Source organism: Pseudomonas sp. RIT288 (assembly GCF_000631985.1).
Classification (GTDB): domain Bacteria; phylum Pseudomonadota; class Gammaproteobacteria; order Pseudomonadales; family Pseudomonadaceae; genus Aquipseudomonas.
This window is the reverse complement of sequence record NZ_JFYN01000002.1, coordinates 1-13,137: the sequence shown is the minus strand read 5'-3', so window position 1 is coordinate 13,137 and position 13,137 is coordinate 1. Positions and strand designations below refer to the sequence as shown.

The window sequence follows — 13,137 nt, the reverse complement described above, 5'->3', positions numbered from 1 at the left end:
ACCTCATCAAACCGGCGCCTTCCAATCCAGCATCTGCTGCTGTGCCACCTGCAGCAAATCATTGCCGTCCTGCGCCAGCAGGTACAGTGCATGAGTAATGTGGGGAATGTCCTGAACATCACCATGCCGGAAGCACATGCAGTGCAGGGTTTCGAGCAGGTCGCTGCAGGCGCGGATGCGCTGGACGGCGGACTCGAGGATGTCTTGGGGGTTGGCTTGGGTGTCGATGACCATTGGCGCGCTGTCGGTGACGCCGCTGTTTAGCGGGTGATAGCGGTTTGGGAGCGGATTTAGTATTGGCATTTTGATTACTCGATATTTTAGAAAGTAACCGCCAGTACCGTGACCAAACAGTGGGAGGCGGCCGCATGCAGGATTGGTCAACTGAGACAACGCCAAACTCAGCTCGCCCGAAAGCGCCCTGCACACAGCCGCCATAACAGCGCACTGCGAGGACATAAATGTCCGCAGCGCAAATGATGGCACATCTGCAATGGTGTCGTGCTCAGGTGACCAAACCCGAATCGCTGATTTTGCAGCGACGCCAAACCATAACCGCCTCACTCCAAGCGCCGAAAGCAGACAAGGCATCTGCCCTTGTAGGAATCGGCACCGCATCCCCGAGAAATCCTCCCTCTGCCAGACAGCCGGCGTTCAGCCCGGTTAACCATCGCTTAACGCCGCAGTCCAAGACTTTACTGAACCGCACACCTCAGCCCCTGGCTGGCGCCGAGTGCGGCAGGTTCGGCCGTATGGCGCCGAACGCTTATTCCGTCGCACGGGAGTCCGATTCATGAACATTCGCACACTATTGCTTACCTCCGCCCTCGCCTGCAGCGGGTTCGCCGGGCTGGCTCAGGCCAATGACACCAACGCTGCTACCCAGCCCGTTCCTTACCAGTACGGCATGCCGTTGCAAGTAAACAAAGTGGTCTCTATGACCGAGCCCCAGACTCAGCAGTGCAAGGTCATTACCGCCGACATGAAGTACATCGACAATGCGGGCAAGCCCGAGGAAATCACCTATCGGAAAATGTCTGACGCCTGTAACTTCCAGAACTGACAGACGGCTCTGATTTGCGGCTTTGCGGTAGGCGGTGAGGGGTTCGCGGGTTATGCTCGAGATCCCTTCTCACTGCCGCAAGGACTCGCCATGCAGTTGTCGTTTCGCACGTTGTCGATCATCACCTCTTCGTTGTGTTTTGTGCTGGCGCTGGCCTGGGGCTTTTTTCCGGAGGTGTTGCTGGCGATCTGGAGCATTGAGTATTCGAACGCGGTAGGGTTTGTTGCAAGGCGCAGTGCGGTGCTGTTTGCAGCGCTGGGGGTGATGTTTTATCTGGTGCGCAGCGCGCCGCCGTCGCTGGGTCGCAATGCCCTGAGCAACGGGTTTATCGTCGGTTGTTTTGGTTTGGCGGTACTGGGTTTCGGCGAATGGCTGAACGGCCATGCCGGCCCCGGGATTCTGCTCGCGGTGCTGGTCGAGTTCGCGCTGGGCCTTGGCTTTGTGCAGGCCCGGCGCGTGACGGTCGAACTGGGTGAAACGGTGAGTTAAAGCGCTCTTGAGCGAGGACTGTAATGCTGTGGCGTGGTTTGTTGCGCCAGATCCGAGCGCAGGCCGGCAATCAGATCGTTGATCTCGCGACAGCCATTGAGATGGCTGGCGTCGATACCGCTGACGTGCAGATCAACCTGGTCAGTCTGGTGGTCGCCGAAGACCTTGACGGTCATCGACAAGTCGGGCGACAGCGTGCACTGGCAGCGTTTAGGCAGAAAACTGCTTTCAATGATATTGCGTAGTTCCAAGGCAGACAGAAACATGGTGAACCTCTCCTTATTGATGAAACTGCCAATCAACTCTTCACGTTGACCGCTTTTGCTGCCCCTGCACGGATGTGTCCCCGCTGATTCCCTGGTGCGGCAAACGGTTGTACTGCGAAATGCCCATTGGAGTGTAGGCGCCCGAAGCCGGTGCGCTGCACTAAAGCGACGCATAAAACGTGCCTTTCATCGGGTCATTTCGACCCTCATGAAATCAAGTACTTGGCGCGGTGGCCAGCAGTTGGCCAGTTGCAAAATGCAAGATCGGCCCTTTTGGGCACTGCAATTTGCAAGTCGACGCCGGTTTGCATTCATCGCTGATGACAGTGAGAATGCCCGACATCTACCCTACACCCGCCAGGAGGCTTTCATGGGTTCTTTACGCGCTCGCGCGACAATCGGTCTGCTCATTGCCGGCCTGTCCACCCTCGCCCACGCGGCCAAACTCGAAGACGTCGCGCCGTATCCCAAGGCGGAAAACGGCTTTACCCGCCAAGTGATCTACTTGCCCAAACAGGATCAGGAAGAGAACTTCCAGGTTGAAGTCCTCGCCGGCAAAACCCTGGAAGTCGACTGCAATCGCCAGCGCCTGGGCGGCGCTCTGGACGAGAAAAACCTCGAAGGCTGGGGCTACCCCTTCTACCGACTGGAAAAAGTCATTGGCCCAATGAGCACGCTGATGGCCTGCCCACCCGGCTCCGCGAAAAAACGCGCCTTTGTCCCGGTCGTCGGTGACGGCTTCATGCTGCGCTACAACAGCAAGCTGCCACTGGTGATCTATGCCCCGAAAGATGTCGAGGTGCGCTACCGCATCTGGTCGGCTTCGGACAAGGTCGGCACGGCCATCGTGGAATGACCTGAACAGGGAGTGCAGAACGTGATTACCTGCCATGTGCGATACGTGATCGATCCGTACCAACTGACCGAGTTCGAGGCCTATGCCAAGGCCTGGCTGGGCATCGTCGAGCGCTTGGGCGGCACTCATCACGGTTATTTCCTGCCCTCCGAAGGCGCGAGCAACATCGCTTATTGCCTGTTCAGCTTCCCTTCGCTGGCCGATTACGAAAGCTACCGGCACATCGCGCTGACCGACCCGGAAAGTACGGCGCTGGTGGAATCACTGGTGCAGAAGAAATTCATCGTCAGCTACGAGCGCAGTTTCCTGCGCCCACTGCTGCCCTGAGCGTTATCACGCCGGGACGCCGCACACCGCGGCGCGCTCGGCGACATGGCGCAGGCTGTCGAAGTTGATGTTGGCGCCGGAGTCGATTGCCACGAAGGTCTGCCCGCGAACACCGTTGCGGGCCGCGTATTGCTTGATCCCGGCCACCGCCAACGCCCCGGAAGGCTCGGTGATCGAGCGGGTATCGTCGTAGATATTCTTGATCGCCGCGCACAGCTCGTCATTGCTGACGGTAACCACCTCGTCCACACAAAACCGGCACACCTCAAAACCATAAGCGCCGATCTGCGCCACGGCTACGCCATCGGCGAACGTTCCGACACTGGGCAACACAACGCGCGCATCCGCTTGCAGCGCCGCCTTCAGACAGGCCGAGAGCTCCGATTCGACACCGATGATTCGCACCTCCGGTCGCAGGTATTTGACGTACGCCGCGATGCCGGCGATCAGGCCGCCACCGCCCACCGGCACGAAGATCGCATCCAGCGCCCCCTGATGCTGACGCAGGATTTCCATGGCCACCGTGCCTTGGCCGGCGATCACGTCCGGGTCATCGAAAGGCGAGACAAAGGTGCGCCCGGTTTGCTCGGCCAGTTGCAGCGCATGGGCCAGGGCAAACGGAAAACTCTCGCCGTGCAGCAGCGCCTCGGCGCCACGACTTCGCACCCCGAGCACCTTGAGTTCGGGCGTGGTCGAGGGCATGACGATGGTCGCCGCGATTCCCAGCTCCCGCGCTGCCAGCGCCACGCCCTGCGCATGATTGCCCGCCGAAGCAGTGATCACCCCGCGAGCTTTCTGCGCATCGCTCAATTGCACCAGCTTGTTGTAGGCGCCACGGATCTTGAAGGAGAACGTCGGTTGCAGGTCTTCGCGCTTGAGCAGGATCCGGTTGCCCAACGCCTCGGACAGCGCCGGCGCCGTTTGCAACGGGGTGCGCACGGCAATGTCGTAGACCGGCGCGGCGAGGATCTTTTTCACGTACTGCTCAAGCAGGGCTTGCTGGTCGGGGCTGTATTTCATCGTCATCTCCGGGCGCTCTGTGTAGGAGCTGCCGGAGGTTGCGATCTCTTGATCCTGCTTTTGATTTGAGCAAAACAAAGTCAAAAGATCGCAGCCTTCGGCAACTCCTACAGGGAGCCATCGTTGTTAAAACCCCTGAGACAGAAAATGAAAACCCGCCTCTAGGGCGGGTTGGGTGCTGCAGTCGTGAGCTAGCCCGCCAAATGAGGAATGGCGGTAATAATGCTTGGCTGGCAGCGCAATACAGTGGAAGTCATGGGCCTGAAATTAGCCCGGCGACGACCGGCGAGTCAATGGCTTATTTGAGGATGCCAAGATAGGCTGGCGATTCTGCTCATCCCCCCAAGGAAGGAATGCATGATGTCTGTCGCCCTGCCCCTCACTGCGTTGATTGCGTTTACCGGCTATACCGTGTCGGTGATGCTCCAGGCCGAACAGTCGTTGATCGACTTCGGTATCAGCCTGATGTCGCGCCCGGACACGGCGCAGGTGGTGATTGATCTGTATCTGCTGGCGACGCTGGCCGGGGTATGGATGGTCAAGGATGCCCGCTCGCGCGGGATGTCGGCCTGGTCGGTGGTGCCGTATCTGTTGCTGACGGCGGTGTTTGTGTCGATTGGGCCGCTGCTGTATCTGGTGGTGCGCGGGTTTCGGGAGCGCCGGAAGGTCGCGGCGGCGGATCCGGTGAGCTGATCCGGGTTTTCCGGTGTTGCTGAATACGCAATCGCGAGCAGGCTCACTCCTACAGAGAGTCAAATTGTAGGAGTGAGCCTGCTCGCGATTGCGTCGGCAAAGTCACCATTGATTATTTGGCCAGCCGCCGCAACCCAAACAACATCCCCCCCGCCCCCAACAACATCACCAGCAGAAACACCGGGTAGGAAATCCACCACGGCGTGCCCGCCGTCATCATGCTGAACTCCGACATCCCGCCAATGCTCGCGATCAGGTTCAACGGCAGAAACACCACGTTGATCAACGTCAGTTTGCGCAGCAGGTTGTTCATGCTGTTGTTCATCAGATTGCCGCGCGCATCGATCAGCCCGGAGAACACCGTGGAGTAGATCTCCGCCTGCTTATAGCACTGGTTGTTCTCGATGATCAGGTCGTCGATCAGACCGATCGCTTCACTGCCGAAATGCTGCTTTTCCGCGTGATTGCGCAGCCGCGTCAGCACCGCGCCGTTGCTGTGCAGGGCATTGATGTAATAGATCAGGCTTTCGCTGAGGTTGAACATCTGCACCAGATGCTGGTTCTGCATCGAGGCGTTGAATTTCTGTTGCAGCTCGCGCGCCACCAGTTTGATCACCTTGAGGTGGCCGAGGTAATGGTGGATGTTGTTGAACAGCAAATCGAGCAACACATCCAGCGGTGCGTTGAGCGGCTGGCGCGTGCCGATGCCGTGCAGCGGCGTGTCGTCGGTGGCGATCACCAGCAATTGGCCGGGCGCAAACAGCAGGCCGCAGGACGACACCTCAAACGCCAGGCTGCCACCGCCGGAATAGTTTTCCGGACGCTTCCAGATAAGGAACAAATGATCAGGGTGAAACTCGATTCGCGAGACTTCGTCCGGGTCCAGCGCCGAGGCCAACGCGTGTTCGTCGACCTTGTAGTGGCTGTGGAGCAAATCGCGCTCGGCCGCATCGGGATTGCTGAACAGCATCACCTCGGCGTCCAGCCGCTCGACCCGCTGCAACGCGCCATGACTCAATGCGAAACTGCTGATCATCGGCGCGTCACCAGGCCTGGCCGCGACGTTTGAGCTCCAGCCGTCGCACGAACTCCTCCAGTACCAGTGAATACAGATCGTCCTGCAAGTAGGCGTCTTCAATGCCGGCGTCGAGGTTCGGGTTGTCGTTGACCTCGATCACTACCACTTTGTCACCGGCCTGTTTCAGATCCACGCCGTAGAGGCCATCGCCGATCAGGTTGGCGGTCTTGACCGCCAGTTCCACCACCGCTCGCGGCGCCTCGTGAACGGCCAGGGTGCGACACTCGCCGTTGATGTCCTGGCCCTTGGCTTTGTGGTTGTAGATTTGCCAGTGGCCCTTGGACATGAAGTATTGGCAGGCAAAGATCGGTTTGCGGTTGAGCACACCGATGCGCCAGTCGTACTCGGTGTAGAAAAACTCCTGAGCCAGCAGCAACACCGAGTGTTCGAACAGTTCAGCGGTGGCCTCCAGCAACGCCTGTTGGCTTTCAACCTTGATCACCCCACGGGAAAAGCAGCCGTCGGGGATCTTCAGCACCAGCGGAAAACCGAGGCGTTCGCCGACCCGTTCGAAGTCTTCCGGTCGTTCCTTGTAGAGAATTTCCGTGGCGGGCATGCCCAGTTGATGGCTGTTGAGCAGGTCGGTCAGGTAGACCTTGTTGGTGCAGCGCAGGATCGACGTCGGGTCGTCCATGACCACCAGCCCTTCGCTTTCGGCTTTTTTCGCGAAACGATAGGTGTGGTTGTCGACGCTGGTGGTCTCGCGGATCAGCAAGCCGTCGTACTCGGCGATCCGCGCATAATCCTTGCGCTCGATCAGCTCGACGTCGATGCCCATGCGCTTGCCGACCCGGACGAAATTCTCCAGTGCCTTGGCGTTGGATGGCGGCAAGGCTTCCTGCGGATCATGCAGGATCGCCAGGTCGTAACGCGCCACTTGTGGCGAGCGTGGCGCCCGCCAGACTTTACGACTGAAGCCGTCCAGCGCATTGGCGAACTGGTCTTCCTGATCGTCGCGCAACTTATGCAGCGCGCCGGACTTTATGCCTTCGATGTGCCAACCGTTAGTTCGTCGAAACTCAACTAACAGAATCGGGCACGGGAACACTTCAAACAACTGCCGGGCCAGATCCTGCAGCGGCTCGATATGAGTCTTGCCGAAGTAAAGTGTCAGGGTAAACCCTTCGGTGTCGCTGTACAGATGATGGCTGAGGGCTTTTTCCAGAGTTTTATCGAGGTCATCCAGTGCCAGGCCGTAAAGTGATTTCTTGGTCAGCTCGCTGATGGTGCGCACCGATGGAATCACCTTGTGGCCGCGGGCTTCAGCCAGTAGCGAGCAGTAGTAACCGTGGCCCAGGTACTTGTAGCTGCGGCACAGGTTGATCACCTGCACCCGCTTGCCCGGCTCGCTGTCACGGGTTTGCTCAAGGTATTCCTGAGCCGTGACGATGTCCTCGCTGGGAAAGTACGAAGCCCAGTCTTCCTTGCGTTCGACGATAATCAACACTTGACTGGAAGTTCTGATGGCTGGATTTAAAAAAGTTGCCGCCGGCAAACTTTGCTCGGATACTTCGCGCCAATGACCCTGTACCGCTGACATAGAGATTGATCCGTTGGAGAACAAGACCATTTCTATTAAGCACGAAGTTTTTCGAAAGTCCCGTTTCGTTACGCAACTTTTACGGTGGTCATATGAGTGCTGTTTTTCGTTTGGCGGTAGTTGAAGATCTGCCAGCGCTGCTGGCCCTGGAAATGCAATGTTTCACCACCGACCGGCTCACCAGCCGCAGCTTTCAATGGATGATCACCCGCGCCCATGCGCAGCTAATGGTCGCCGAGATTGACGGTCGATTGGTCGGCTACGCACTGGTGCTGTTTCATCGCGGCACCTCGCTGGCGCGCCTGTATTCGATCGCCATTGCCGGTGAGGCTCGCGGCAGCGGTTTGGGCAAACAGTTGCTGCAACGTATCGAGGCCTGCGCCGTCGAGCATGACTGCGCGTACCTGCGACTTGAAGTGCGTCTCGACAACCCCACCGCCATTGCGCTTTACGAGCGCAACGGCTACCGACGCTTTGCGTTGATTCACGATTACTACGAAGACCACGCCGATGCGTTGCGTCTGGAAAAGCGCATTGTCCAGCACCGTGATTCGCGCAACATCAAGGTGCCCTATTACCCGCAAACCACTGAGTTCACCTGTGGCCCGGCCTGTCTGCTGATGGCCATGGGCGCGCTGCAACCTGAGCGTTTACTGGAGCGGCGCGAAGAATTGCAGATCTGGCGTGAAGCGACCACGGTGTTCATGACCTCCGGCCATGGTGGCTGCAGCCCTCAAGGCTTGGCACTCGCCGCTTGGCGGCGGGGTTTCCGAGTGCGCTTGCAACTGAGTATGGCCGGGCCATTGTTTCTCGATGGCGTGCGCGATGAGCATAAAAAAGACGTCATGCGCCTGGTGCACGAGGAGTTCAGCGCACAAATGCAAGAGACCGATATCGAGCGCAAGATTGGCACCCATCTGGATTTACCGCGCCTGCTGGAGGCTGGGGGTCAACCTCTGGTGCTGATCAGCAGCTATCGCCTGACCCGCTCCAAATCACCGCATTGGGTCATGGTGACCGACTGCGATGAAGACTTTGTGTATCTGCACGATCCGGATGTCGATCACAGCCAGCATCGTCAGCCGATGGACTGCCAGCATGTTCCGGTCAGCCATGGGGAGTTTGAGAAGATGAGTCGGTTTGGGCGCGGGAAATTGCGCGCGGCGGTGGTTTTGTATGCCCGCGCTACGCCAACTATCGTTAGGCTCTAAAGGCTTTTTTTATGGCGAGGGAGCTTGATCCCGCATGAGTGCGTAGCGCTCACAGGATTTGGGGGCTGCTGCGCAACCCAGCGGGAGCAAGCTCCCTCGCCACAGGACATCTGTGAAAACTTGAAGTGAAGTTACTTCAGGCCGATCTTGTAAAGTGCACCGTCCTGCTCATCCGTCAGCACGTACAGGTAGCCATCCGGCCCCTGCCGCACATCACGAATCCGCTGTTTAAGCTCACCCAGCAACCGCTCCTCGTGCACCACCTTGTCCCCGTCAAACTGCAGGCGGATCAGCTCCTGACTGACCAGCGCACCAATAAACAGGTTCTGCTGCCAAGGCTTGAAGCGGTCAGCGTCATAGAACGCCATCCCGCTGACACCGGGTGATTTCTCCCAGACATGGTGCGGATCAACGGCGCCCTCGACACTCTTGCCCTTGGCTTCCGGAATCGGTTGCAGCGAATAATTGATGCCGTGGGTCGCCAGCGGCCAACCGTAGTTCTTGCCGCGTTCGATGATGTTTACCTCATCGCCGCCACGGGGGCCGTGTTCGTTCTCCCAGATAGTGCCGTTCCATGGATTGAGCGCCGCGCCCTGCGGATTGCGCTGGCCGTAGGACCAGATTTCCGGACGCACGCCGGACTGGCCCACGAACGGGTTGTCATCTGGCACCTTGCCGTCGGGGAAGATCCGCACGACCTTGCCTTGCAGTTTGTCGAGATCCTGCGCGGTCGGCCGGTCGTTGTTTTCGCCCAGGGTGATAAACAGATAACCGTCGCGGTCGAACACCAGTCGTGAGCCGAAGTGGTTGCCGGTCGAGAGTTTCGGCTCCTGACGGAAGATCACCTTGAAATCACTGATCGTCTTCAGATCGTCCGACAGCCTGCCTCGGCCCACCGCCGTTCCAGCCTTGTCCCCGGCACCACCGCCCTCGGCGTAGGACAGGTACACCAGTCGATCCTGTTGGAAGTCCGGCGACAGCACCACATCGAGCAAACCACCCTGGCCCTTGGCCCAGACCTTGGGCACTCCGCTGATGGGCTCGGAACGCTTGCCGTCGGCTGTAATCACCCGCAGGTTGCCCGGGCGCTCGGTCACCAGCATTCCCTGACGATCCGGCAGAAATGCCAGCGCCCAGGGATGCTCAAGGCCTTGGGTGATCGTGGTGACTTCAAGGGTGCCCTGCTCGCTTTGCAGTTCTTGGGGGGCAGCGGCGAAAACTGGAGCGCTGATCAGCGCGCCGGCGCACAGCGTGGCTAGAAGGGTTTTACGCAACATGCACGATTCCTTTTGTTCGTTTCAAAGGCTGACAGGGACGCAGTCCCGCCGTTCAACGGTTGCTGTCTCCATCGCGTGGCGGTGGGTTGGGGATGAATCTGGGCGGCGTACTCGGTACCGAGCGTTGCTGCTGGCCATTGCCAATGCCGCCATTGCCAACGGTAGGCGTACTGGGCACCGGCACGGTATTCGGCCCGCGAATCGTCGGCGCGCTGGGCTGCGTGCCCTGCATGCTGTTGGGATTGGCCCGGCGGATCGGGCTGTTGTAAGGATTGTTGTTGGTACCGGTTGGGCTTTGCGCCAACACCCGCGGCGCGGACGGTGCCGTTACGTCGGCATGCGCCAGACCGGCCCCAAGGAGCAGAACAACAATGCCTGGCAGTATTCGGTTCATGGGGTGGCCTCTCGATGCACAGGTGATAGAGCCTTCGAGTCCACGCTACGCCCCGGGTTCGGATTTGTTAACCCGTCGCCCTTAAACAAGATGTAACACGGCTTGACCGGCAACGCCGCGAGCCACGCAAATGCCGGAAACTTTCGCACTGCGCCACAGGTCACCTGATCATCACTTGGAGAACTCACCATGGCTCGGGCAATCTGGAAAGGCGCGATCAGTTTCGGACTGGTGCACATCCCTGTCGCGCTGGTGTCGGCAACCTCTTCGCAAGGCGTGGACTTTGACTGGCTCGATAGCCGCAGCATGGATCCGGTGGGTTATAAACGGGTAAACAAGGTCACCGGCAAGGAAGTCACCAAGGAGCACATCGTCAAAGGTGTGGCTTATGAAAAAGGTCGCTACGTAGTGCTCAGCGAGGAAGAGATCCGCTCGGCGCACCCGGTGTCGACACAGACCATCGACATCTTTTCCTTTGTCGATGCCGAGCAGATCCCGCTGCAGAACATCGACACGCCTTATTACCTGGCCCCGGACAAACGCGGCGGCAAGGTCTACGCCTTGCTGCGTGAAACATTGAGCAAAACCAACAAGGTCGCCCTCGCCCGCGTCGTCCTGCACACTCGGCAATATCTGGCGGCACTGATGCCACTGGAATCAGCGTTGGTGCTGGTCAAACTGCGCTGGCCCCAGGAGGTGCGCGGCCTCGACGAACTGGAACTGGGCAGCGAAGTGACCAAGCCACAACTGGCCAAGGGCGAGTTGGACATGGCTAAACGTCTGGTGCAGGACATGAGCGGTGACTGGAGTCCGGAGGACTACAAGGACGAGTTTGAAGACAAGATCATGGCACTGGTCGAGAAAAAGGCCCATGAAGGCAAGATCGAGGATGTCGAGACTGTGGGTGGCGAGGAAGAGCGCAAGTCTGCCGACGTTATCGACTTGACCGAGTTGCTTAAGCGCAGTCTGGGCGGTAAAGCGCCGGCCAAAGCGAAGGCAAAAGAAAGGCCTGCCAGTAAGGCAGCCCCTGCGAGAAAGACCAAAAAGGCTTCGGGGGAGTAATCAGATCCGGTTTCTGTCAGGAAGCTGACAGGTTGGCTTTGAGAGACTCATCGCAAGCAGGCTGGCTCCCTCAGTTGGAATGCGTTCTTTCCTGAACTCGCATTCCCCTGTGGGAGCCAGCCTGCTGGCGATGACATAAACAGGTGCAATACAGCGGTCAGATCAGAATGAAGATCGTCAGCAGACCACCAAAGATCGCCCACTTTTCCATGTAGTAACGCGCGCGATTACGCTTTTTCAGCTCTTTACCACGCAGGCGGACTTTGTAGATTTTGGTAAACAGGCGGTTGATCCCACCGGTGCGGTCACCGGCATCGTTCGGCGCACCGGCCGCCGACATCACGGTACGGCTGAACCAGCTGTTGAACGCTGCCGCCCAGCGATATTTCATCGGGCGCTCGATGTCGCAGAACAGAATGATGCGGTTTTTGTCGGTGCTGTTTTCGGCGTAGTGGATGTAAGTCTCATCAAACATCACCGCTTCACCGTCGCGCCAGTGGTAGCTCTCGCCGTCGACATTGATGTAGCAACCGGCATCGTTCGGCGTGTCGAGACCCAGGTGGTAGCGGTACGAACCGGCATACGGGTCACGGTGACGAACCAGTTTCGAACCCGGTGGCAGCTCGGCGAACATCGCCGCCTTGATCGAACCGATGCTCTGCACCAGTTCGGTAGTGCGCGGACACAGCTTCATCGCCGACGGATGGCTCTCGCCGTACCATTTCAGATAGAAACGCTTCCAACCGCTTTTGAAGAACGAGTTGAAACCAACGTCATCGTATTGATTCGAGCGCTTGATCTCGCCGGCGCGTAGCAGATCCTGCCCTTCCTGGCGAATTTCTTCCCAATGCGCCTGCAACGGGCTCAGGTCCGGAAACTCCGAAGGATCGAGATACGGCTTGTTCGGTTTCTTCGAAAACAGGTACAGAAAGCAGTTGATCGGGGCCAGAAACGTCGAGTGATCGCTCAGTTGACGGCCCAGCTTGTGACGCACACGACCACGAAGGTGAACGTATGCAATCGAAATGACATAAATAGCGGCAATGATGAGTTTCACGGAAATCGTCACACGTCAAAAGTGAACAAACTGCGCGCCTGCCGGCCGGAGGCCCAGGGTCTGATGCAGTGGCATGAATACAAATACTATCCCGGTGGCACTTCCTTGAGCCCATGCCGTTAGCGGCTATTGGGTAATCGGATGGCATTTTAGCCATACTTTGTAACCAATAGTGAACCTGATCTGTGAAAAACTGTCCTCAGAATCTGCCAAACAGCAGGCGCGACAGTGTGCTCGTGCAGGCGCATGAGTGCTGACGCGGCAAAACAGAGGTTATCCGGGAGGCACTACAGCGTTTACGCTGAGCATTGACGCGCACGGCCCAACAGCTTCGTATCGAGCGAAGTGCAATCCGCGCCTGACCTGAAAATGGGCCGGCAGACACTGAGAAGTGAGTCTGGAAGGGATGAAGCGAAACCCGCCAGGCATGAAGCTCAACCGAGCATGAGACCTGACGGGTAGTGAGTAGCGCTTACTTGTCGGTGGAAAGGCTGGCCTTGCTCAAACCCTTGGTATTGTGGTCGCCTGGCGTTGTGGCCGAGATCGCCGTGGCTTTCGACAAGCCCTTGGTGGCCTTGGAATTGGCTACACTCGAGGTTGCAATCCCGTGCTCACTGTCGGTTTTATGGGCGCGCCCGGTATGTTGCCCACTGACGCCATGATCCCGCACGGCCCTGCCTTCATGATCCGCCTCCTGGCCTTCGGCGCGACCATTACTGGCGTTGCTGGCCGAGTGACCCGCACTGTCGCCGCCATGCCCGGCGCTGCCAGCACTGCCGCCGTGACTGCCCCCGCCGCCAGCAC

Annotated in this window: 15 protein-coding genes and 1 pseudogene; 7 read left to right on the top strand and 9 right to left on the bottom strand. The window is 58.6% G+C overall.

Going from position 1 to position 13,137, the window contains the following annotated elements; genetic code table 11:
- Positions 1 to 6: 6 nt before the first annotated feature.
- Entirely contained in the window at positions 7 to 303 is a 297-nt protein-coding gene (locus BW33_RS03660; protein ID WP_047597132.1) for a hypothetical protein, read from the bottom strand.
- A 490-nt stretch (positions 304 to 793) separates the two neighbouring features.
- Here BW33_RS03660 and BW33_RS03655 point away from each other — a divergent pair, with 490 nt between their 5' ends.
- Together BW33_RS03655 and BW33_RS03650 are read left to right on the top strand one after the other, a co-directional pair.
- Positions 794 to 1,063 carry a DUF2790 domain-containing protein gene (locus tag BW33_RS03655; RefSeq protein ID WP_047597130.1) on the top strand — a complete coding sequence of 90 codons (270 nt, stop codon included), beginning with the start codon at positions 794 to 796 and terminating at the stop codon, positions 1,061 to 1,063.
- A gap of 90 nt (positions 1,064 to 1,153) precedes the next feature.
- A complete protein-coding gene (locus BW33_RS03650; protein WP_047597128.1) occupies positions 1,154 to 1,552 on the top strand; it encodes a hypothetical protein in 399 nt (132 codons plus the stop codon).
- Here BW33_RS03650 and BW33_RS03645 read toward each other — a convergent pair.
- A complete protein-coding gene (locus BW33_RS03645) occupies positions 1,549 to 1,818 on the bottom strand; it encodes a DUF1652 domain-containing protein (protein WP_047597127.1) in 270 nt (89 codons plus the stop codon). The two genes, BW33_RS03650 and BW33_RS03645, sit on opposite strands and share 4 nt — an antisense overlap.
- A gap of 370 nt (positions 1,819 to 2,188) precedes the next feature.
- Here BW33_RS03645 and eco point away from each other — a divergent pair, with 370 nt between their 5' ends.
- Both eco and BW33_RS03635 read left to right on the top strand, forming a co-directional pair.
- Entirely contained in the window at positions 2,189 to 2,674 is a 486-nt protein-coding gene (gene eco / locus BW33_RS03640; RefSeq protein WP_047597126.1) for a serine protease inhibitor ecotin, read from the top strand.
- A 21-nt stretch (positions 2,675 to 2,695) separates the two neighbouring features.
- The gene (locus BW33_RS03635; RefSeq protein ID WP_003225174.1) at positions 2,696 to 3,001 is read left to right on the top strand and encodes an NIPSNAP family protein; all 306 of its coding nucleotides are present in this window, start codon (positions 2,696 to 2,698) and stop codon (positions 2,999 to 3,001) included.
- A gap of 30 nt (positions 3,002 to 3,031) precedes the next feature.
- Here BW33_RS03635 and ilvA read toward each other — a convergent pair.
- Positions 3,032 to 4,027 (bottom strand): annotated as a pseudogene (gene ilvA, locus BW33_RS03630) (threonine ammonia-lyase, biosynthetic); the annotation flags it as partial.
- A gap of 351 nt (positions 4,028 to 4,378) precedes the next feature.
- On the opposite strand from ilvA, the gene BW33_RS03625 reads away from it, so the two are divergent.
- A complete protein-coding gene (locus BW33_RS03625) occupies positions 4,379 to 4,714 on the top strand; it encodes a DUF2834 domain-containing protein (RefSeq protein ID WP_047597124.1) in 336 nt (111 codons plus the stop codon).
- A 112-nt stretch (positions 4,715 to 4,826) separates the two neighbouring features.
- On the opposite strand, the gene BW33_RS03620 is transcribed toward BW33_RS03625, so the two are convergent.
- Together BW33_RS03620 and BW33_RS03615 are read right to left on the bottom strand one after the other, a co-directional pair.
- Positions 4,827 to 5,750, bottom strand: a complete 924-nt coding sequence (locus tag BW33_RS03620) for a magnesium transporter CorA family protein (protein ID WP_047597123.1) — start codon at positions 5,748 to 5,750, stop codon at positions 4,827 to 4,829.
- 7 nt (positions 5,751 to 5,757) lie between these two features.
- Entirely contained in the window at positions 5,758 to 7,332 is a 1,575-nt protein-coding gene (locus BW33_RS03615) for a RimK family protein (protein ID WP_047597122.1), read from the bottom strand.
- A gap of 92 nt (positions 7,333 to 7,424) precedes the next feature.
- Here BW33_RS03615 and rimI point away from each other — a divergent pair, with 92 nt between their 5' ends.
- On the top strand, positions 7,425 to 8,543 hold the full coding sequence (gene rimI, locus BW33_RS03610; RefSeq protein WP_047597121.1) for a ribosomal protein S18-alanine N-acetyltransferase: 1,119 nt from the start codon (positions 7,425 to 7,427) through the stop codon (positions 8,541 to 8,543).
- A gap of 131 nt (positions 8,544 to 8,674) precedes the next feature.
- Here rimI and BW33_RS03605 read toward each other — a convergent pair whose 3' ends face one another.
- Together BW33_RS03605 and BW33_RS03600 are read right to left on the bottom strand one after the other, a co-directional pair.
- Positions 8,675 to 9,820: a PQQ-dependent sugar dehydrogenase gene (locus BW33_RS03605; RefSeq protein ID WP_047597119.1), complete on the bottom strand. Its 1,146-nt coding sequence runs from the start codon at positions 9,818 to 9,820 to the stop codon at positions 8,675 to 8,677.
- A gap of 52 nt (positions 9,821 to 9,872) precedes the next feature.
- The gene (locus BW33_RS03600; protein ID WP_047597118.1) at positions 9,873 to 10,214 is read right to left on the bottom strand and encodes a hypothetical protein; all 342 of its coding nucleotides are present in this window, start codon (positions 10,212 to 10,214) and stop codon (positions 9,873 to 9,875) included.
- Positions 10,215 to 10,403: 189 nt separating this feature from the next.
- Here BW33_RS03600 and ku point away from each other — a divergent pair, with 189 nt between their 5' ends.
- A complete protein-coding gene (gene ku / locus BW33_RS03595) occupies positions 10,404 to 11,276 on the top strand; it encodes a non-homologous end joining protein Ku (RefSeq protein WP_047597117.1) in 873 nt (290 codons plus the stop codon).
- 157 nt (positions 11,277 to 11,433) lie between these two features.
- Here ku and lpxO read toward each other — a convergent pair whose 3' ends face one another.
- Positions 11,434 to 12,333 (bottom strand): lipid A hydroxylase LpxO, encoded by a 900-nt coding sequence (lpxO, locus tag BW33_RS03590; RefSeq protein WP_047597340.1) that lies wholly within the window; start codon positions 12,331 to 12,333, stop codon positions 11,434 to 11,436.
- Positions 12,334 to 12,805: 472 nt separating this feature from the next.
- Positions 12,806 to 13,137: hypothetical protein (locus tag BW33_RS29835; protein ID WP_047597115.1), on the bottom strand; the 332-nt coding region annotated here is incomplete at its 5' end.

Bases quoted from the DNA above. Each gene is read 5' to 3' on its own strand.
- BW33_RS03615 (WP_047597122.1), bottom strand. From the start codon at position 7,332: ATGTCAGCGGTACAGGGTCATTGGCGCGAAGTATCCGAGCAAAGTTTG.
- eco (WP_047597126.1), top strand. From the start codon at position 2,189: ATGGGTTCTTTACGCGCTCGCGCGACAATCGGTCTGCTCATTGCCGGC.
- rimI (WP_047597121.1), top strand. From the start codon at position 7,425: ATGAGTGCTGTTTTTCGTTTGGCGGTAGTTGAAGATCTGCCAGCGCTG.
- BW33_RS03625 (WP_047597124.1), top strand. From the start codon at position 4,379: ATGATGTCTGTCGCCCTGCCCCTCACTGCGTTGATTGCGTTTACCGGC.
- ku (WP_047597117.1), top strand. From the start codon at position 10,404: ATGGCTCGGGCAATCTGGAAAGGCGCGATCAGTTTCGGACTGGTGCAC.
- BW33_RS03655 (WP_047597130.1), top strand. From the start codon at position 794: ATGAACATTCGCACACTATTGCTTACCTCCGCCCTCGCCTGCAGCGGG.
- BW33_RS03605 (WP_047597119.1), bottom strand. From the start codon at position 9,820: ATGTTGCGTAAAACCCTTCTAGCCACGCTGTGCGCCGGCGCGCTGATC.
- BW33_RS03650 (WP_047597128.1), top strand. From the start codon at position 1,154: ATGCAGTTGTCGTTTCGCACGTTGTCGATCATCACCTCTTCGTTGTGT.
- BW33_RS03600 (WP_047597118.1), bottom strand. From the start codon at position 10,214: ATGAACCGAATACTGCCAGGCATTGTTGTTCTGCTCCTTGGGGCCGGT.
- BW33_RS03620 (WP_047597123.1), bottom strand. From the start codon at position 5,750: ATGATCAGCAGTTTCGCATTGAGTCATGGCGCGTTGCAGCGGGTCGAG.
- BW33_RS03660 (WP_047597132.1), bottom strand. From the start codon at position 303: ATGCCAATACTAAATCCGCTCCCAAACCGCTATCACCCGCTAAACAGC.
- BW33_RS03645 (WP_047597127.1), bottom strand. From the start codon at position 1,818: ATGTTTCTGTCTGCCTTGGAACTACGCAATATCATTGAAAGCAGTTTT.